The following is a 17836-nucleotide window of genomic DNA, read 5'->3' on the forward strand; positions in this document are numbered from 1 at the left end:
TGAAGTTCGCTTTGCACTTACTGACGCGCCAGATCCGGCAAGTGTCCCTTTAAACCAAGCGCGCGCTTCATGATCTCATCTTTCGCTCCCGGCAGTTGCCCCGCTAAACTTAAGCCAATGCCACGAACGAGCTTCTTAGCTGGGTTCTCGCCAGAGAACAAATCTCGAAACCCTTGCATAGTAGCGATCATCTTTGCCGCTTCCGCTTTTCGCCAACGCTCGTAGCTTCTTAGGTTGCGTTTACTGCCGATATCTTGACCCTGCTCCCAAAGTGCTAATACTTCTTGAGCAAGACTGGCCGCATCTAATAAACCTAAATTCACACCCTGCCCCGCTAATGGGTGAATGGTATGGGCCGCATCACCAACCAGCGCGACTCGCTCGACAACAAAATCTCGCGCATAGCGCATTTTCAAAGGAAACGCAGCACGCTCTCCCACTACTTCACATAGACCAAGTCGAGCATCAAACTCACTCGTCAACGCTTTATTGAAATCATGTTCACTCATTGCCACTAACTGCTCTGCTCGATTTGGCTCCGTGGACCAAACAATAGAGCACATATCTGGTTGCGACATTGGCAAAAATGCCAACGGTCCGTGAGGAGTAAATATCTGGCGCGCAATGCTGTTGTGTGGCATAGCAGTTTTGACATTCGCGACCAAAGCATGATGACCATAGTCCCAATGCGTTAATGGAATATCCATTTGATGGCGAAGCCACGAATTCGCCCCATCGGCTCCGACCACTAATTTAGCGGTCATGGCTTGGCCATTATCGAGCGTCAGCCAGCTTTCTTGCTCACCGACCGCGAGAGTCGAGCAACGTGCAGGCATAAACATCGTGACGTTATCGAGCTTTTGGACTTGTTCAAGCAGTGCAAGTTGAATCACACGATTCTCAACAATATGCCCTAAATCAGGTTGTGCCATACTTTGTGCATTAAATTCAATGCTGGCAAAGCTATCTTGTTCCCATACTTCCATGCCATGGTAAGGCGAAGCTCGGCGCTGTTCTATGCCCTGCCAAGCACCAAGTTTACGCAAAATCGTCTCACTAGAGCGGCTCAGCGCAGACACACGAACATCGGGCAATTCTTTCAACGAATCATCTGGCACTTTACCTTCAATAACGGCGACACGCAGATCACTGTCTTTGAACGCGGCAGCAAGTGCCAACCCAACCATCCCTCCGCCGATGATGGCGATATCTACACTTTGCATCATTGCTTTTTATTACCTAATTCAGTGCGGCCGTTCATCGTTTTACCAAGCCAAGAGTATGGCGTAGTAGCGGCTGCTTAAAAATAGAAAGGTTATCCATCGCTGCTAAGGCAGTATTTCGGCCAATTCGCATCGCGGGTAAATCATTTGAAAAAACATGCACCAAGGCACTGGTTAGCCAAATAGTTTCGCTTCGATCTGCTTCTCTACGTTGACTAAAGCGCATCAGGCCTTGATAAAGACCCACATCCTCACTTTGCTGCACAATTTCTTCTGCTAGTGAGACTACATCGCGAATACCGAGATTAAAGCCTTGTCCAGCTATCGGGTGCAGCGTTTGCGCCGCATTTCCAACAATCGCAAAGCGATGTGAAATATTTTGCTTTCGATGGCGAAGAAGCAATGAGTAACTTGCACGGCGCCCCACTCTTTTCATCGCGCCTAAACGCCAACCAAAATCGTTCTGTAAACGCTGGAGAAATGCTTGATCAGATAACTCAAGAACGGCTTGGGCTTCTTCAGGGTGCAAACACCAAACTAAGGACATTCGATTGTCACTCATTGGCAATAAAGCAACAGGGCCATTTTCAGTAAAACGTTCAAAGGCTCTACCTTGATGAGCTTCTTGAGTCACAATATTGGCAATGACAGCCACTTGTTCAAAATCTTGCTCAGAAAGTTCTAGACCAATTTTCTGACAACAGGTCGAAACAGCACCATCTGCAGCCACCAGCAGTTTTGCTTCAAGTTGCTCACCACTTTTCAACGTCACATGGGTACAGTTTTGCTCGCGCTCGATATCGGTAACCGAGTCAGGACAAAACAGCGTAATTGATTCGCTACTGTCTAATAATTCTTGATATACACGCCCAACATCGGTTAATTCTACAACATACCCTAGAGCTTCAACCCCAACCTCTTGCTTGGTAATCTCCGTCATCCCAGCATGAGAACGGTCAGAAACGTGGATATGTTCAATGGGGGTGACAAACGGTTCTACTGACGTCCAGAGCTGTAGTTGACGCAACAGATTGACAGTACCGTAAGACAATGCGATTGAGCGAGAGTCAAAACCAGGGTGCATATCTGATTGTGCTTTAAAAGGCTCAACGACGGCAATGCGGAGCTTTCCCTGAGACAAATGGTCAATCGCCAATGCTAACGTTGCACCAGCCATGGCACCACCAGCAATGACTACATCATATTGCTTCATACTAACCTCTGGACGGTCTACGACTAGTGAATAGTAGGTTTTTTGTCGCTGCTTTCAGGACGAACACCAAATTCAGCATGAATCGTTAGTACGCAAGCTTTGATGTGCTCAATCACTTGCTCTAGCAATTGCGCTTGTTCACCAAGATCGTCATCTTCATCAATGCCTAATTTGGCAATCTCTTCTAAGTCAGCCAGTGCTTCTTTAGCGTCATCAGATGCTTTATTAAGAGCAACGCCTGCTAGACCTAGCCCAGAAATAAAGTGGTTTACAAAGTCGGACACACTGTCGGCTAATGCGAATAAGCCTTCTTCGCCCGGCTCATCTGGCAATAGTAAAGACAGCTCCATTGATGTGCCAGTAAGCTCATTAACAGTAACGTTGAATATGCTCTGAGCAAAAGTGAGTGCTGTCGAGGGCCACCCCATCCCATCATTGGTGTAGTCAAAAAGAATCGGCTGCCAAGTTTGATCATTGATCGCCAATCCACCACTTAACATGCCAACAAATAAGCCATGTAACTCCGCCGGTGTCACAGCCAGGCTTGCCGATTGCAGTTCAGCAGCAATAGATTGGTATTCAGGAAGGGTGATTTCACTCATAACTTGGCTCATTCTTGCGTAATAATGTATTGGTATATCCTACCATCAAGGTTAGTGGTCTGAAACGGCTATCAAATTCAATTTTGGACAGCATTTGTTCAATTTGCCCAATTCCTGTGTGATCTCGTCATCATTTCTCTTTCTGTGATGGGAAATGCTTGAATCTTAATAGCGGTTTTCCTATAGTTTGCTCCTCGGTAGTTGTATGAAGCAACACCTTAGATAGCGCGAATATAGAGTTTATTCATCATGAGCAATCAAGCGATCGACGTTGAAATATTAGGCAAACTTACACGAGTGAATTGTCCGACAGGACAAGAAGAGTCTCTTGTTGCAGCGGCAAAAGATCTGGATCGCCGATTGAAAGAAATGAGCGAACGTACTAAGGTAACCAATGAAATCCAACTGCTGACCTTTGCTGCATTGAATATTTGCTATGAGTTGCACACCAAGTCATACGAATCCAATGGTCAACAGCAAGAAATTACTGAGCGAATGGAAAAGCTCACCGCGTCTTTAGAGAACGCACTAAGCAAAGTTACGCAAGGACAGCAGTAAATACAAAATTTACCCTGGGGTGTGCGTCAGCAGGATTTAAGTCCCTGAGCCGATAAGCAATACCTAAGGGTTAGTATTTGGTAACTATTGAGCAAGCTCGGCATGCACCGAGAAGCCTACGGTTGTCATTGCTGATCCGCCTTGAACCAGCTGGTTCAAGGGCCACAATCCTCAACGGCACCCTGGGGTATTCTCTCTATGTCAGACCTCTCTCGACAAGACTTCCGCAAACTGATTCGTGAAAAGCGCAACGCTCTGTGCAGTGATACGCAATACCAAGCGGGAATCGACCTTATTACTCAATTTTCCCAACTTCCTGAAATCGATCAGGCGCAACATATTGCCATCTACCTTTCTGCAGACGGTGAGCTTGATACTAAACCGCTCATTGAATGGTTATGGCAACAGGGAAAATCGGTTTATCTGCCCGTCATCCATCCCTTTTCTAAAGGTCAGTTACTGTTTCTTCAGTATATAAGTGATGAACAGCTCGTCTACAACAAGTACGGCATCTTAGAGCCCAAGCTCGATATCAGACACCTCAAACCCGTTAGCCAGCTTGATTTAATCTGCACGCCTTTAGTTGGGTTCGACAGCATCGGACACCGCTTAGGCATGGGCGGAGGGTACTACGATCGTACTCTGTCACGTTGGTTTATAACTGGAGAGGGAGCTAAACCTGTTGGTATCGCTCATGACTGCCAACATGTAGAACGCTTACCAATTGAAAGCTGGGACATTCCATTACCTAAGATCGTGACCCCAAGCCAAATATGGCAATGGGAAAGTGACAAGTAAGCCGCTATAATCACGCCCGCAAACGTTAACGAACATCTATTCAGGAGATTGGCATGACTCAAGATGAAATGAAAAAAGCGGCTGGTTGGGCAGCACTAAAATATGTTGAGAAAGGCAGCATTGTCGGTGTTGGTACTGGCTCTACCGTGAATCACTTCATCGATGCACTAGGCACTATCAAAGATGATATTAAAGGTGCAGTGTCTAGCTCTGTCGCTTCAACTGAGCGCCTTAAAGAGCTTGGTATTGAAGTATACGAGTGTAACGATGTAATGAAGCTGGATGTGTATGTTGATGGCGCAGATGAGATCAACCCAGCACGTGAAATGATCAAAGGCGGCGGCGCGGCTCTGACTCGTGAGAAAATTGTCGCAGCAATCTCTGATAAGTTCGTATGTATCGTTGACGGCACTAAAGCAGTTGACGTACTTGGCCAGTTCCCATTGCCTGTTGAAGTAATCCCAATGGCACGCTCTTACGTGGCTCGTGAATTGGTAAAACTAGGTGGTGATCCAGCTTACCGTGAAGGCGTTGTGACTGACAACGGCAACGTGATTCTGGATGTGCACAATATGCAAATTACCAACCCGAAAGAAATGGAAGACAAAATAAACGGCATCGCTGGTGTGGTGACTGTGGGTCTTTTCGCTCATCGTGGTGCAGACGTAGTGATCACTGGCACACCAGAAGGTGCAAAAATTGAAGAGTAAATAACAGCCCAAAATGAACCTATCTGGTTCACTTTTCTGTTATTTCATTACATACGGTGCTGAAAGGCACCGTTTTTTATTCCTTTCTATAAGAAAATTATCTCTTATTCCGTAATTTTCTTACCCAAAGCAATTTTTTTTTGTTACTTTATTGAACAGAAGACGCACAGGGAAACGTTTGTCTTCCTACAAAACTGTTAATTATCCCCTTTTTAATAGTTTTGCCCAATGTGCGCCACATTAGCCCACCTTTCCATTTTAAGGACGAGAAAAAATGGCCAAAGTTTCACTGGAAAAAGAAAAGATTAAGATCCTCTTGTTAGAGGGACTCCACCCTTCTTCAGTTGAAGTTCTTCAAGCAGCTGGTTATACCAACATTGAATACCATAAAGGTTCCCTTCCGGAAGAAGAACTAATTGAAGCGGTAAAAGACGTACACTTCATTGGTATCCGCTCCCGTACGAACCTATCCGAAGAGGTAATAAATGCGGCGAACAAGCTGGTTGCAATTGGCTGTTTTTGTATTGGTACTAACCAAGTAAACCTAGACGCAGCAGCAAAACGCGGTATTCCTGTCTTTAATGCACCATTCTCTAACACTCGAAGCGTGGCAGAGCTTGTACTTGGGCAAATCCTTTTACTAGTGCGTGGTATTCCTGAAAAGAATGCACTTGCACATCGCGGTATTTGGAAGAAAAGTGCAGACAACTCTTACGAAGCTCGTGGTAAGTGCCTTGGCATTATCGGATACGGTCACATTGGTACTCAGCTTGGTATTATTGCCGAAAACTTAGGTATGCGCGTTTACTACTACGATATTGAGAACAAACTGTCCCTTGGTAATGCGACGCAAGTACATACCATGAGTGAACTATTGAACAAATGTGATGTGATTTCTTTGCACGTTCCCGAAACACCGGAAACGAAAAACATGATGGGTGAAGCTGAATTTGCTCGAATGAAACCAGGTTCCATCTTTATCAACGCGGCACGTGGCACCGTTGTGGATATTCCTGCACTTTGCCATAGCTTAGAAGCTGGTCACCTTGCCGGCGCTGCAATTGATGTATTCCCAACTGAACCAAAAACGAATGCTGACCCGTTCGAGTCTCCTTTACAAAAATTCGATAACGTCATCCTCACTCCACACGTTGGTGGTTCAACACAAGAAGCACAAGAAAATATCGGCTTAGAAGTGGCGGGTAAACTGGCTAAGTACTCTGATAACGGATCGACACTTTCAAGCGTAAACTTCCCTGAAGTGTCATTACCAGAACACAGTGGTGAGTGCTCTCGTCTGCTTCATATCCACAAGAACCGTCCTGGTATCCTAACTCAGATCAACACCATCTTTGCTGAAGAAGGCATTAACATTGCCGCGCAGTACCTACAAACAGCCGCTGAAATAGGCTACGTAGTGATCGACGTTGAAACTGAACGCTCAGAAGAAGCTCTAACAAAGCTCAAAAACATTGAAGGCACAATCCGTGCTCGTATCCTGCATTAAACTGTGAAATAGAAATGACAAAGGCAGGGGTGGTAACTCCCTGCCTTTTGCTTTTTACTGTTTGCTAAGCCTTACTTTAGCTTATAAATGACATCGACTTGATCGCGAATGATCATGGTTGAATCTTGGTAGCTATTCGCTCCTTCTTTACTATCCATCGCCATTGAACGCATTAACACAGGCTGAACGTGCATCTGTCTGTAATTGATCTGCCATACATCGCCCAACTTTTTCTCAAAACCAGTCGCTAATGACCCTGCTTTTTCTCTTGCGTCCTTAATCGCAGCCATTCGTGCCTTTTGCTGATACTCGGCTTGGTTGCTTACCTTAAGTTGAACATTATCAACCTGATTAATTCCCGCTTCTAACGCCATATCTAGGTATTGGTTAAGGTTTTTCAGATCCGTCACCGTGACATCAATACTGCGAGATGCTCGATACCCAACAAGTTCTGCTTTTCCTGATTTAGGGTAATGGTACTGAGGAGCAAGGTATAAATTCGAGCTAGTAATATTGTCTTTTGATAAGCCGGCATCCGATAAGCTTTTTAGAAACTCTTCAACGGTTTTATCTACGGACAATTTCGCTTGTTCAGCCGTCATTGTCGTATCGACTACTTTTACAGAAAACGTAGCCATATCAGGTGTGGCCGTCACTTCGCCATACCCCGTTGTCGTAACATGAGCAAACTCTGGCGTATTCGCCAAAACTGAAGCACTGGTAAGGCTGAGTGCTGAAGCCAGCAAAAATGAATACAATTTCATTCAATAAATCCATACATACAAAATTAAGTACTTAATCTCAGATTCCAACATCACTATCATGGCTGAGAAAGCGTGTGGTTTCATAATAGAAACTTCCGCCGATTATCCAAGCACCCATAGTGACTTCTAACACAACTTTGACTATGTAACATTGGCGTAATTTTTAAACAAAACACACTTAAGTTAACGATATGCAGCTCTGACAAACTTATTGAGGTAGATGCTGCTGCGCATACCCGACTATCGCGTGTGAGATTTCTTGTAATACCCCAGTTTCTAACTGCCAGTGGTGCCAATAAATCCGATGGGACATTAAAAAACCTGGAGTCACATCAACCAACACACCTCTGTCTAATTCGTCGGTAATTTGCAAGCGGGGGATCAAGCAATAAGCAACACCAGCTAACGCCACTTTTAGAAACGCTTCAGAACTACTGATGTTGTGATGAATAACGCTGCCAGGATTGACGTTAAAATGCTCGGTAAGAAATGTTTTATGTAGATCATCATATTGGTCATATGAAACGGCCGGTGCTTTTGCCAATGTCTGATTATTTACGCCTTTAGAAAAATAACGCTGATAGAACTCTGGGCTCGCGACACAAACATAATCGATGCGACCTAAATAGTCTGCTCTGCATCCGGGGATTGGCTGGGACTCCAAGCTGATCGCTCCTGTCACTTCGCCACTTTTGAGTTTTTCAATAGAGCGGTATTCACCATAGATAGTCAGTTTTAGTTCAACTTGACGCTGCTTCATAACATTTTTCAGCGCTGGCAGTAGCCATGTTGCAAGGCTATCTGCATTAGTCGCTAAAGAGAGTTGCACAGGTCGCGTACTGGTATCATTCTTTAGTTCGGGGAGAATTTCATGCTCTAGCAAGCGTACTCGCCGATAAAGACCCAACAATTTTTTACCAATTGGCGTTGGCTTAGGTGGCTGGCTTCGAATTAAAACAGGCTGCGCGAGAAACTTCTCTAACTGCTTGATACGTTGAGAAATGGCGGATTGAGAAACAAATAAATGCTCAGCAGCACGCTCAAAGCTACCCTGATAAACTATAGCGTCTAATGCCTCAATCCATTTGTAATCTAACCCTCGCATACCTTCCCTCTCACTCCAGATCAAACGCCTCCCGTTAAATTAGTCTATCTAATGTAAGATTAAAATCATTAATTATACTTATTTAGATAAACGCTTTATCTTTCCCCTCTATGTAAATGTATTTGTTATTTTGAAGTGAGGTGAAGTGTGAACTTGTGGGTTCTATTGCAAGGTTTTGGTTTAGGAGCATCAATGATCATTCCGATCGGAGCGCAAAATGCGTATGTTTTGAATCAAGGCATAAAGCGTAACCACCACCTAACAACCGCCACTATTTGTAGCGTGCTAGATATGATTTTCATCTCTCTAGGTATCTTTGGTGGTGGTGCAATTCTGTCTCAAAATGAAATCTTACTGACGTCGGTGACACTTGGTGGTATTGCTTTCTTGAGCTTCTATGGACTGCTCTCGCTAAAAAGTGCTTTTAAGCCAGAGAGTGAATCGGAATCAAAAGGGGAGATCGTAGCTCGAGGTCGTCGAACGGTTATTCTAGGTGCGTTAGCTGTCACTGTGCTTAATCCGCACTTATATTTAGATACAGTCGTTATTCTAGGTTCGATCGGTGGACAATTTGAAGGCCATGATCGCATTGCTTTTGCACTAGGTACGATTATGGCTTCCTTTGTTTGGTTCTACACTTTATCGATAGGAGCTGCCAAACTAGGTCCAACACTCTCTCAACCAAAAGTGAAAAAAACCATCGACATTGCAATCGCAATGATGATGTTCACAATAGCGTATATCTTAGCGAGTGAGCTTATTGATAAGTATTGGTAATCACCAGGTAGTAAGGCAGCAAAGACATGGAGTCACTAAAACGTATTTATAACAACAATAGAGAGCGATTCAACGCGCTCTCTATTCCTTTTCGGGAATGGCAGCACGAAGCCATCTTAGACTTTGAGATAGATATACGTATTGCGAGAGAGCTTGGTTGGACGGGTACGCATACCAAAAGCCTCTTTTTAACACTCAAAGGACAAGGTTACGCGGTTTATCTGACAGATAAGGACTCGCGCCTCGATGCCAAGCAGATTAAAGCGATTACAGGTAAACGTCCCTCTATTTGTAATGACGATGAAATGGTCGAAGTGTTAGGTTGCGTACCCGGCGCGGTTTGCCCAATAGGCTTACCGGAATACATCACTATCATTGTTGATACCAATCTCTATCAACATCAAGAGTTGCTCTATACGCCTGGCTTACCTGAGTTCACATTTGGATTTGCAGGTAAACATCTAAAACGCCTCTTACTTGCTGGTCATCACACCCTTTACGAAATATAAAAAAGCGAGGCCTATTGGCCTCGCTTTTGAATATCGACTGCTTTTGATTAAGCGTCGACTTTGTTCAGGTGAACATCCATTTGTGGGAATGGAATCTCGATACCATTTTCATCCAATGCTTCTTTAATACCTTGCATTGCATCAAAGTATACGCCCCAGTAATCTGCAGTTTTCACCCATGGACGAACCACAAAGTTAACTGAAGAGTCTGCTAACGTAAGTACACCAATTGTGATATCTGGGTCTTTCAAGATACGTGGATCTTTCTCTAGCGTCTCACGAATCACTTTCTTCGTTAGTTTAAGGTCTGCTTTATATGAAACACCAATCACTAGGTCGACACGTCGTGTCGCATGGCGAGAGTAGTTAGTAATGGCACCGCCGATAACTGAAGAGTTAGGCACAACAACCATTTTGTTGTCTGGTGTTTTTAGAACTGTTTGGAAGATTTGAATTGCTTCAACACTACCCGCTACACCACCGATTTCTACGTAGTCGCCTGATTTGAATGGACGGAACGCAACAATAAGTACGCCTGCTGCAAAGTTTGATAATGAACCTTGTAGTGCAAGACCAACAGCAAGACCTGCCGCACCAATCACAGCAACAACAGAAGCGGTTTGAACTCCTAATCGACCAAGAGCCGCGATTAGCACGATTACAAATAGCAAGTAACGAACAAGACCGTGAATAAATTCAACGACGGCCTTATCCATGTTTTTCTTTTCTAGTACTTTAGAAACACTACCAGCGACTGCCTTAACGATAAGATTACCGATAAACAGAATAAGCACCGCAGAGATAATGTTCACACCGTACTGAACCAGTAGATCTGAATTGTTTGTCAGCCAAGTTTCAGCCTGAGTTAGACCATCCGTTAAAGTGGTATCGATACCCACCGATTCACCTGCCATAATTCTTATCCTCAAAAATAAAGAGATATAAATCCAATTGCCGTTAATTTATGAACCTTGTTTTTTAAAGGCTCTTTTCTAAAACAACATCCCTATTGCTCCACTGAACAGTGTCAGATTTTTGGCACAATATCCCAACTCTGACTTTTTTCAAAGTCAGAGTTTCGCAAAGATATGCAAAACAAGACTTTATCAGAGCTTTCTGACACTGACTTGTTACAGGTTACGCAATGCACTCTGATTTCGCCACTCTTAAGACTGATATTCCCATGTTTTCTTTAAAAAAACGTTAAAGGTGAGATATCTCACTAGCAAATACAACCTAACGCATAAAAATATCGGGAGAAAGCAGAGGGGAAGAAAATGATAGGCATAAAAAAACCCGCTCAAAGAGCGGGTTTTTAAGGAACTTAATCAGTAACGATTATAGTACGTCAACTGCGTTAAGGTCAGCAAATGCTTGCTCTAGACGAGTAACCATTGAAGCTTGGCCTGCACGTAGCCATACGCGTGGATCGTAGTACTTCTTGTTTGGTGCATCTTCACCAGTTGGGTTACCGATCTGACCTTGTAGGTAATCGTGGTTTTCAGCTTCGAACTTACGGATACCATCCCAAGTAGCCCACTGTGTATCAGTATCGATGTTCATTTTGATTACACCGTAGCCGATAGATTCACGGATTTCTTCTAGAGAAGAACCTGAACCGCCGTGGAATACGAAGTTTAGAGAGTTCGCTGGAAGACCGAATTTCTCAGAAACATGCGCTTGAGAATCACGTAGGATAGTTGGAGTTAGTACAACGTTACCTGGCTTGTATACGCCGTGTACGTTACCGAAAGATGCTGCGATAGTGAAACGGTGGCTGATTGCGCTTAGTTTCTCGTATGCGTATGCAACGTCTTCTGGAGAAGTGTATAGCTCAGACGCATCCATATCAGAGTTGTCAACGCCGTCTTCTTCACCACCAGTACAACCTAGTTCGATTTCTAGAGTCATGTTCATTTTAGCCATGCGCTCTAGGTACTTAGCAGAAATTTCGATGTTCTCTTCTAGAGACTCTTCAGAAAGGTCGATCATGTGAGAAGAGAATAGTGGCTTACCAGTTTGCGCGAAGTACTCTTCACCAGCGTCTAGTAGACCGTCGATCCAAGGAAGTAGTTTCTTAGCTGCGTGGTCAGTGTGTAGGATTACTGGAACACCGTAAGCTTCAGCTACAGCGTGAACGTATTTCGCACCAGCAACAGCACCTAGGATTTGAGCTTCTTGACCTTCAAGTTTTAGACCTTTACCAGCAAAGAAAGCAGCGCCACCGTTAGAGAACTGAACGATAACTGGAGCTTTAACTTTTGCAGCTGCTTCAAGTACTGCGTTTACAGAGTCAGTACCCACACAGTTTACTGCTGGAAGTGCAAAGCTGTTTTCTTTTGCAACTTCAAATACTTTCTGAACGTCATCGCCAGAGATAACACCTGGTTTTACGAAGTCGAAGATCTTAGACATGGATGTAATCCTATTTATCTGTCGTTTTTAAACAAAACTTGTTAAGTTGAAAATCTTGCAAACGTTTGCTCACAACTGAGGCTATTCTAGCAGAGTTCCTCACACGTTGCAGCAAACAAGAAAGCGGGAGAATCACTCCCCCGCTTTGCTTTAATTACTTAGCGCGTGCTTCTAGCATTTCTACTGCTGGAAGAACTTTACCTTCTACGAACTCAAGGAAAGCGCCGCCGCCAGTAGAGATGTAAGATACATCCGCTTTGATACCGAACTTGTCGATAGCCGCTAGCGTGTCACCACCGCCTGCAACAGAGAAGCCTTCAGAAGCTGCGATAGCTTCAGAGATACCTTTAGTACCTGCTTCGAAGTTCTTGAATTCGAATACGCCTACTGGACCATTCCATAGGATAGTCTTAGCGTTTTTAAGGATTTCAGCTAGTTCAGCTGTTGAATCTGGACCAAGGTCGAAGATCATGTCGTCGTCTTGTACTTCAGAAACGTGCTTAATTTCAGCTTCTGCGTTCTCGTCGAATGCTTTCGCACATGCAACGTCAGTTGCTACTGGAATTGCACACTCGTCCATTAGCTTCTTAGCTGTTTCAACTAGGTCTGCTTCGTATAGAGACTTACCAACGTTGTGGCCAGCAGCTGCGATGAATGTGTTAGCAATACCACCACCAACAACGAGTTGGTCAGCGATTTTAGATAGAGACTCAAGAACAGTTAGCTTAGTAGAAACTTTTGAACCACCTACGATAGCAACCATTGGACGAGCTGGCTTGTCCATTGCTTTGCCTAGCGCTTCTAGTTCGTTCGCTAGTAGAGGACCAGCACATGCTACGTCTGCGTGCATACCAACGCCGTGAGTAGATGCTTGAGCACGGTGAGCCGTACCGAATGCGTCCATTATGAATACGTCACATAGTGCTGCATATTTCTTAGATAGCTCTTCGTCGTTTTTCTTTTCGCCTTTGTTGAAGCGAACGTTTTCAAGAACAACAAGTTCACCCGCATTTAGCTCTAGGCCATCTAGGTAGTCTTTTGCTAGCTTCACTTCGCAATCTAGTGCGTCGTTTAGGTAGTTAACAACTGGTTGTAGAGAGAACTCTTCAGCGTATTCACCTTCAGTTGGGCGACCTAGGTGAGACGTAACCATTACTTTAGCGCCTGCTTCTAGGCAGTGCTTAATAGTTGGAAGAGATGCGATGATACGTGCATCCGAAGTTACTTTACCGTCTTTTACTGGCACGTTTAGGTCAGCACGGATAAATACACGTTTACCTGCAAGATCCAGGTCAGTCATCTTGATTACAGACATGATGTGTCCTCTCAAATATTTAATAATTAAAGTTTTTGAAAACTCGGCAACCCTGCCAAGCCTGTTAATTCTTCAAACTGGTTATAGATATGGAGATATTATGGATTTATTTCAAGGCTTGAAATAAAAATTCTCCATCACTTCTTCGTCATTACTGTTCCACTTGCGAAGAAGCTTGCATTGCTAAGGCAGTATCCAGCATCCGGTTAGCAAAGCCCCATTCGTTGTCGCACCAAACGAGCATTTTTACGAGTTGCCCGTTACTCACTCTAGTCTGGCTTCCATCCACAATCGCACTATGGGGGTCGTGGTTAAAGTCGATCGAAACGAGTGGCGATTCAGTATAGTCAACAATGTTACGTAATGTACACTGAGATGCGTTAACAATGGTTTGATTTACGTCATTAACTTTCACATTTGTACTAATTGTGACACTTAAATCCATTGCAGTGACGTTAACCGTTGGAACACGAACAGAAATTGCTTCGAATTTGTTGGAAAATTTCGGGAAGATTCTTTCAATCCCCTTATGCAACTTAGTGTCCACCGGAATAATAGATTGGCTTGCAGCGCGGGTACGGCGTAAGTCGTTATGATACGCATCAATTACTTGTTGATCGTTCATGGACGAATGAATTGTGGTAATGGTGCCAGACTCTATGCCGAAGGCTTCGTCTAATACTTTAATGATGGGAACGATACAGTTGGTGGTGCAAGAGCCATTGGAGACAACACGGTGCTCGTCTTTCAGAGTTTCGTGGTTCACGCCATAGATAATCGTATTATCTAGGTCGTTTGCGCCCGGGTGCGAAAACAGTACTTTCTTCGCGCCTGCTTCTATATGCGCTTGCCCATCCGCTTGCGAACCAAATACGCCAGTGCAATCCAAGACGATATCAACTTCTAAATCACGCCAAGGAAGTAATTCGATTTCGGAGAGATGGAGAATGCGAATGGAATCATATTCACCGCTGTCATGATGAACATGCAAATGTTCTTGGTCATGGGAAATTTTTTTACCAAAGCGACCATGACTGGTGTCATATTGCAGTAGGTGTGCCATCGCCTCTGGCTGTGCTAGTTCGTTTACCGCCACAACCTTGATCTGCTGGTGTTTTCCGCTTTCATACACCGCTCGCAGAACATTACGACCTATACGTCCAAATCCATTGATCGCAACCTTTAGCATTTATCCTTCGCCCTACCAAAAATTTCGTGTCACAGATACTACCTGATCAGGCTGACAAACGCACCTGTTGAATCAAAGTAAAGCAGGATTAAAAAAGGTCGAGACTATGCTCGACCTTATTACAACGATAGATAATTAAAATGCGACGTCTAAACCTAACCAGTAGCGACGACCATCTTCAATATATCCGTATTCTTCGTAACTGATTTCCTCGTCTAGCAAGTTATAGATAGCGCCTTTAATACGAGTATTGTCGGTTAACTGGTATGTCACACCGGCGTCCACAAAGGTATAAGCTGGTTCTACAATACTGTTTCTTGATGGGCCAGTAACCGGATCCATTTCTTTACCTCGGTACGTGACTTTCGCCCAGCTCTCTAGATCTGTTGTCGTTTGCCAAGTCACATCCACATTAAACAGATGCTTTGGTAACTGCTGCAGCGGCATGCCTTTGTATTCACCTGTTTTTTGCTCTGAGTCGGTAAATGTGTAGCTCGAGCTAAGGTAAATGGTTTCCGTTAACGGCGATGCTAAGGTCGCTTCAATACCTTGTGTGACGGCTTCATCCACGTTAATACGGTACGTTGGATCTGCGCCCCATTGGTTTGGACCATCAGTACAGATAGTGTCTGGACAAACAACACGTGTGATCTTGTCTTTGAATTCGTTATGGAACGCTGTCAAAGAGACATCTAAGCCAGAATCACCTTGATACAAGACGCTGATTTCTTTGTTTAGCGACGTTTCAGGGTCAAGATCTGGGTTACCGTAGATATTACCGCCACCACTGACTTGCGCCCAGCCAGGAGTAATTTCACGTAATTGTGGAGAACGGAAACCTGTTGCCACACCGCCTTTCACCGTCCAAGACGGATCAACTCGCCATACACCGTAAACACGCGGACTAAAGTGCGCGCCATAGTTTTCGTCATGATCTAGACGACCACCAAGCGTAACGCTAAACGGATCAGCGATTCTCCATTCATCTTCAATGAAAACAGCCCACTGCGTATTCGATGTTTCAGTCTTCGATGACGCTTTGTTGGAGGTGAAATCCTCAAGCTCTGCATGAGTGGCGTCCACACCCGTCGTCAACGTATGGTTTCCGATACCAGTCACCAAGCTCGATTTGAACGTGGTGTTGGTGATCGTCATCTCACGAGATTTGTTCTCGCTCTCTTCTCGCTGTAAGTAAGTATCTGAAATGCCAATCGAATCCCAATCACCGTTGTGGCTTACCGTTACGTAATTACGACGATATTCATTCAGTGAATCTTCACACCCTCCACGACACCCAGTGGTCGGCACTGAAAGGCCCACATTGCCACGACGACTTTGTGCCGACGTGCCACCTTCTAATTGTACCGAGTGGCGCTCATTAATCTGGTAAGTCAGTTTTGAAGAGATACTCTGCATATCTTTATCTTCATAACCGTATTCGATGTCATCTTCTTCTCTGGTTGTGTACTGACCATATACTTGGAGAGATAAATTTTCAGCCAACGGACCATTAACGAAAAAGTTCGCGCTCTGCTCTCCACCTGAGCGGCTATTCTCTTGTAGTACCGTGCCCAGTTGAACATTACCCGTCCACTCTAACGCATCTTTTCGTGTGATGACGTTAATCACGCCACCAATCGCATCAGAACCGTAAAGCGTCGACATTGGGCCGCGAATAACTTCGATTCGCTCAATCGCTTGAAGAGGAGGTAACCAACCTTGTTCGATACCAGGACCGTCACTATTTGGACGAGTTTCACGCGTGCTTTGACGTTTACCATCGACCAGTATCAAAGTGTATTTAGAACCCATACCACGGATACTAATGTCGGTGGTATCACCACCACCTGTCACGACAACACCTGGCACACTTTTTAGTGCATCAGTCACATCGCGGTAATAACGAGAGTCCAACTCCTCACGTGAAATCACACTAATACTTGCAGGCGCGTCCGCTTGAGATTGCTCGTAGCTTGATGCAGTTACAACCACTGTTTCCATTTTAGAAACTGCATCATTGGCAAAAACATGAGGGACACTGACGAAGGCTAAAATACCAGTTGCGGTAATAACTGGCAGTCTAAGAGTAGACATCTACATCTCCATAATTGATAATGATTATTATTTTCGAAAGTGAATTATTCACAAATAGAATGAGATGCATAGTGAGAGTTATGGAACGGTTCTTTCCATTTATGGAACTCGTACATAACGCAGTAAGGAGTAAAAGAAATATGCACGACTTAGCATCAATTAGAGCCTTTGATGCGCTCAATCAGCATAAAAGTTTGACAGCCGCTGCTAAAGCCCTTAATCAGCCAAAATCAACGCTAAGTCGTCGCTTGGCACAATTAGAAGAAGACTTCGGTCAGGCTCTAACCGCCAGACAAGGTAATCGATTAGTTCTGACAAGAGCTGGAGAGATCTTTGCCCACTACAGCCGCCAGATTCTTGAGTTAAGCGAAGAGAGTTATGATGCACTCCAAGGTTTAACGAACCAAGTTTCAGGGCCACTGCATATTGTTTGTCACACTGCCTTAGTTAGAAGCTGGCTCGGCGGCGTACTCAATCGTTTTCTTGCTGATAACCCCGATGTTAGAGTTCAACTTACCAGTGACTTTTCTGAGGCGCATCATGACCCAGATTTGTTCATCTGGCTCGGTGAACGTAAAGAGCTAGACTGGCGAAAAGAAGTGCTGGGGGTATTTCGCTATACGCCTTTTGCCTCTCCAAATTATCTAAAACAACATGGGCCTATACCGCACCCCAAAGAACTTGAAGCACATCCATGGATCGATTTTGGTTCAGTGCAAGAAAATGGATTGATGCTAGCACACCCTCAACACGGTGAGTTCTTTTTAGAACCCTTTGTTAGTCGGTTATACAGCGACAACATAGCAATGCAAATAGACAGTATCGCGAATGGTCATGGTATTGGACTGCTGCCGACTTGGACAGCATGCGGCTATGAGAAACATCACCCAGGGCGAATCACACCTTGCTTAGAAGGTTGGCTTTCTGAGCCTATTTCCATTAACTGCTATACACCAGCAGGACGACCACCACTGCGCTTATCCGTACTTTTAGACTGCATTCACCAAAGCATTCCACAAGGTTGGAAAACCTGACAAAAATAAAAAGGCCATCATAA

Annotated in this window: 17 protein-coding genes and 1 other RNA gene; 8 read left to right on the top strand and 10 right to left on the bottom strand. The window is 44.4% G+C overall.

Annotated features, from left to right (window positions below; genetic code table 11):
- Nucleotides 1-17 precede the first annotated feature (17 nt).
- From L3V37_RS21085 to L3V37_RS21095, 3 genes are read right to left on the bottom strand one after another with little or no spacing between them, the layout of a single operon-like run.
- Nucleotides 18-1226: an FAD-dependent 2-octaprenylphenol hydroxylase gene (locus L3V37_RS21085; protein ID WP_237307038.1), complete on the bottom strand. Its 1209-nt coding sequence runs from the start codon at nucleotides 1224-1226 to the stop codon at nucleotides 18-20.
- A gap of 31 nt (nucleotides 1227-1257) precedes the next feature.
- A complete protein-coding gene (ubiH, locus tag L3V37_RS21090) occupies nucleotides 1258-2436 on the bottom strand; it encodes a 2-octaprenyl-6-methoxyphenyl hydroxylase (RefSeq protein WP_237307039.1) in 1179 nt (392 codons plus the stop codon).
- 23 nt (nucleotides 2437-2459) lie between these two features.
- Entirely contained in the window at nucleotides 2460-3038 is a 579-nt protein-coding gene (locus L3V37_RS21095) for a YecA family protein (protein ID WP_005380976.1), read from the bottom strand.
- A 249-nt stretch (nucleotides 3039-3287) separates the two neighbouring features.
- On the opposite strand from L3V37_RS21095, the gene L3V37_RS21100 reads away from it, so the two are divergent.
- The 5 genes from L3V37_RS21100 to serA all read left to right on the top strand — a co-directional run bounded on the left by L3V37_RS21100 (nucleotide 3288) and on the right by serA (nucleotide 6611).
- Nucleotides 3288-3596, top strand: coding sequence for a cell division protein ZapA (locus L3V37_RS21100; RefSeq protein ID WP_005384553.1), 309 nt, complete (start codon nucleotides 3288-3290; stop codon nucleotides 3594-3596).
- Between the two features lie 8 nt (nucleotides 3597-3604).
- Nucleotides 3605-3789: non-coding RNA, 6S RNA (gene ssrS / locus L3V37_RS21105), on the top strand.
- Nucleotides 3790-3794: 5 nt separating this feature from the next.
- Nucleotides 3795-4394 (top strand): 5-formyltetrahydrofolate cyclo-ligase, encoded by a 600-nt coding sequence (locus tag L3V37_RS21110; RefSeq protein WP_237307041.1) that lies wholly within the window; start codon nucleotides 3795-3797, stop codon nucleotides 4392-4394.
- Between the two features lie 53 nt (nucleotides 4395-4447).
- Complete coding sequence (gene rpiA / locus L3V37_RS21115; RefSeq protein ID WP_005380982.1) at nucleotides 4448-5104, top strand: ribose-5-phosphate isomerase RpiA; 657 nt, start codon at nucleotides 4448-4450, stop codon at nucleotides 5102-5104.
- Between the two features lie 274 nt (nucleotides 5105-5378).
- On the top strand, nucleotides 5379-6611 hold the full coding sequence (gene serA, locus L3V37_RS21120; protein WP_005384551.1) for a phosphoglycerate dehydrogenase: 1233 nt from the start codon (nucleotides 5379-5381) through the stop codon (nucleotides 6609-6611).
- Between the two features lie 71 nt (nucleotides 6612-6682).
- Here the strand turns inward: serA and L3V37_RS21125 are convergent, their stop codons facing one another.
- Nucleotides 6683-7375, bottom strand: coding sequence for an oxidative stress defense protein (locus L3V37_RS21125; protein ID WP_237307044.1), 693 nt, complete (start codon nucleotides 7373-7375; stop codon nucleotides 6683-6685).
- A gap of 208 nt (nucleotides 7376-7583) precedes the next feature.
- Nucleotides 7584-8480 (bottom strand): LysR family transcriptional regulator ArgP, encoded by an 897-nt coding sequence (locus L3V37_RS21130; RefSeq protein ID WP_237307046.1) that lies wholly within the window; start codon nucleotides 8478-8480, stop codon nucleotides 7584-7586.
- Between the two features lie 147 nt (nucleotides 8481-8627).
- Between L3V37_RS21130 and L3V37_RS21135 the strand changes: the two genes are divergently transcribed.
- Together L3V37_RS21135 and L3V37_RS21140 are read left to right on the top strand one after the other, a co-directional pair.
- Complete coding sequence (locus tag L3V37_RS21135; RefSeq protein WP_237307047.1) at nucleotides 8628-9257, top strand: LysE/ArgO family amino acid transporter; 630 nt, start codon at nucleotides 8628-8630, stop codon at nucleotides 9255-9257.
- A gap of 26 nt (nucleotides 9258-9283) precedes the next feature.
- Nucleotides 9284-9766 (top strand): YbaK/EbsC family protein, encoded by a 483-nt coding sequence (locus tag L3V37_RS21140; protein WP_237307049.1) that lies wholly within the window; start codon nucleotides 9284-9286, stop codon nucleotides 9764-9766.
- A 47-nt stretch (nucleotides 9767-9813) separates the two neighbouring features.
- Here the strand turns inward: L3V37_RS21140 and mscS are convergent, their stop codons facing one another.
- From mscS to L3V37_RS21165, 5 genes are all read right to left on the bottom strand, one after another.
- Nucleotides 9814-10680, bottom strand: coding sequence for a small-conductance mechanosensitive channel MscS (gene mscS, locus L3V37_RS21145; protein ID WP_005384548.1), 867 nt, complete (start codon nucleotides 10678-10680; stop codon nucleotides 9814-9816).
- Between the two features lie 424 nt (nucleotides 10681-11104).
- Nucleotides 11105-12181, bottom strand: a complete 1077-nt coding sequence (gene fbaA / locus L3V37_RS21150; protein WP_005380996.1) for a class II fructose-bisphosphate aldolase — start codon at nucleotides 12179-12181, stop codon at nucleotides 11105-11107.
- 154 nt (nucleotides 12182-12335) lie between these two features.
- Nucleotides 12336-13496, bottom strand: coding sequence for a phosphoglycerate kinase (locus L3V37_RS21155; RefSeq protein ID WP_237307051.1), 1161 nt, complete (start codon nucleotides 13494-13496; stop codon nucleotides 12336-12338).
- Between the two features lie 151 nt (nucleotides 13497-13647).
- Nucleotides 13648-14685 carry an erythrose-4-phosphate dehydrogenase gene (gene epd, locus L3V37_RS21160; protein WP_005384545.1) on the bottom strand — a complete coding sequence of 346 codons (1038 nt, stop codon included), beginning with the start codon at nucleotides 14683-14685 and terminating at the stop codon, nucleotides 13648-13650.
- A 135-nt stretch (nucleotides 14686-14820) separates the two neighbouring features.
- Nucleotides 14821-16779, bottom strand: coding sequence for a ligand-gated channel protein (locus L3V37_RS21165; protein WP_005380999.1), 1959 nt, complete (start codon nucleotides 16777-16779; stop codon nucleotides 14821-14823).
- A gap of 140 nt (nucleotides 16780-16919) precedes the next feature.
- Here L3V37_RS21165 and L3V37_RS21170 point away from each other — a divergent pair, with 140 nt between their 5' ends.
- Nucleotides 16920-17813 (top strand): LysR family transcriptional regulator, encoded by an 894-nt coding sequence (locus tag L3V37_RS21170; RefSeq protein WP_017633561.1) that lies wholly within the window; start codon nucleotides 16920-16922, stop codon nucleotides 17811-17813.
- Nucleotides 17814-17836: the final 23 nt, after the last annotated feature.

Origin of the sequence: Vibrio sp. D54, from assembly GCF_021728075.1 — a bacterium.
Taxonomy (GTDB): domain Bacteria; phylum Pseudomonadota; class Gammaproteobacteria; order Enterobacterales; family Vibrionaceae; genus Vibrio; species Vibrio alginolyticus.

Bases quoted from the DNA above. Each gene is read 5' to 3' on its own strand.
- L3V37_RS21155 (WP_237307051.1), bottom strand. From the start codon at position 13,496: ATGTCTGTAATCAAGATGACTGACCTGGATCTTGCAGGTAAACGTGTA.
- rpiA (WP_005380982.1), top strand. From the start codon at position 4,448: ATGACTCAAGATGAAATGAAAAAAGCGGCTGGTTGGGCAGCACTAAAA.
- mscS (WP_005384548.1), bottom strand. From the start codon at position 10,680: ATGGCAGGTGAATCGGTGGGTATCGATACCACTTTAACGGATGGTCTA.
- L3V37_RS21130 (WP_237307046.1), bottom strand. From the start codon at position 8,480: ATGCGAGGGTTAGATTACAAATGGATTGAGGCATTAGACGCTATAGTT.
- L3V37_RS21125 (WP_237307044.1), bottom strand. From the start codon at position 7,375: ATGAAATTGTATTCATTTTTGCTGGCTTCAGCACTCAGCCTTACCAGT.
- epd (WP_005384545.1), bottom strand. From the start codon at position 14,685: ATGCTAAAGGTTGCGATCAATGGATTTGGACGTATAGGTCGTAATGTT.
- L3V37_RS21140 (WP_237307049.1), top strand. From the start codon at position 9,284: ATGGAGTCACTAAAACGTATTTATAACAACAATAGAGAGCGATTCAAC.
- L3V37_RS21165 (WP_005380999.1), bottom strand. From the start codon at position 16,779: ATGTCTACTCTTAGACTGCCAGTTATTACCGCAACTGGTATTTTAGCC.
- L3V37_RS21095 (WP_005380976.1), bottom strand. From the start codon at position 3,038: ATGAGTGAAATCACCCTTCCTGAATACCAATCTATTGCTGCTGAACTG.
- ubiH (WP_237307039.1), bottom strand. From the start codon at position 2,436: ATGAAGCAATATGATGTAGTCATTGCTGGTGGTGCCATGGCTGGTGCA.
- L3V37_RS21110 (WP_237307041.1), top strand. From the start codon at position 3,795: ATGTCAGACCTCTCTCGACAAGACTTCCGCAAACTGATTCGTGAAAAG.
- L3V37_RS21100 (WP_005384553.1), top strand. From the start codon at position 3,288: ATGAGCAATCAAGCGATCGACGTTGAAATATTAGGCAAACTTACACGA.
- fbaA (WP_005380996.1), bottom strand. From the start codon at position 12,181: ATGTCTAAGATCTTCGACTTCGTAAAACCAGGTGTTATCTCTGGCGAT.
- serA (WP_005384551.1), top strand. From the start codon at position 5,379: ATGGCCAAAGTTTCACTGGAAAAAGAAAAGATTAAGATCCTCTTGTTA.
- L3V37_RS21170 (WP_017633561.1), top strand. From the start codon at position 16,920: ATGCACGACTTAGCATCAATTAGAGCCTTTGATGCGCTCAATCAGCAT.
- L3V37_RS21085 (WP_237307038.1), bottom strand. From the start codon at position 1,226: ATGATGCAAAGTGTAGATATCGCCATCATCGGCGGAGGGATGGTTGGG.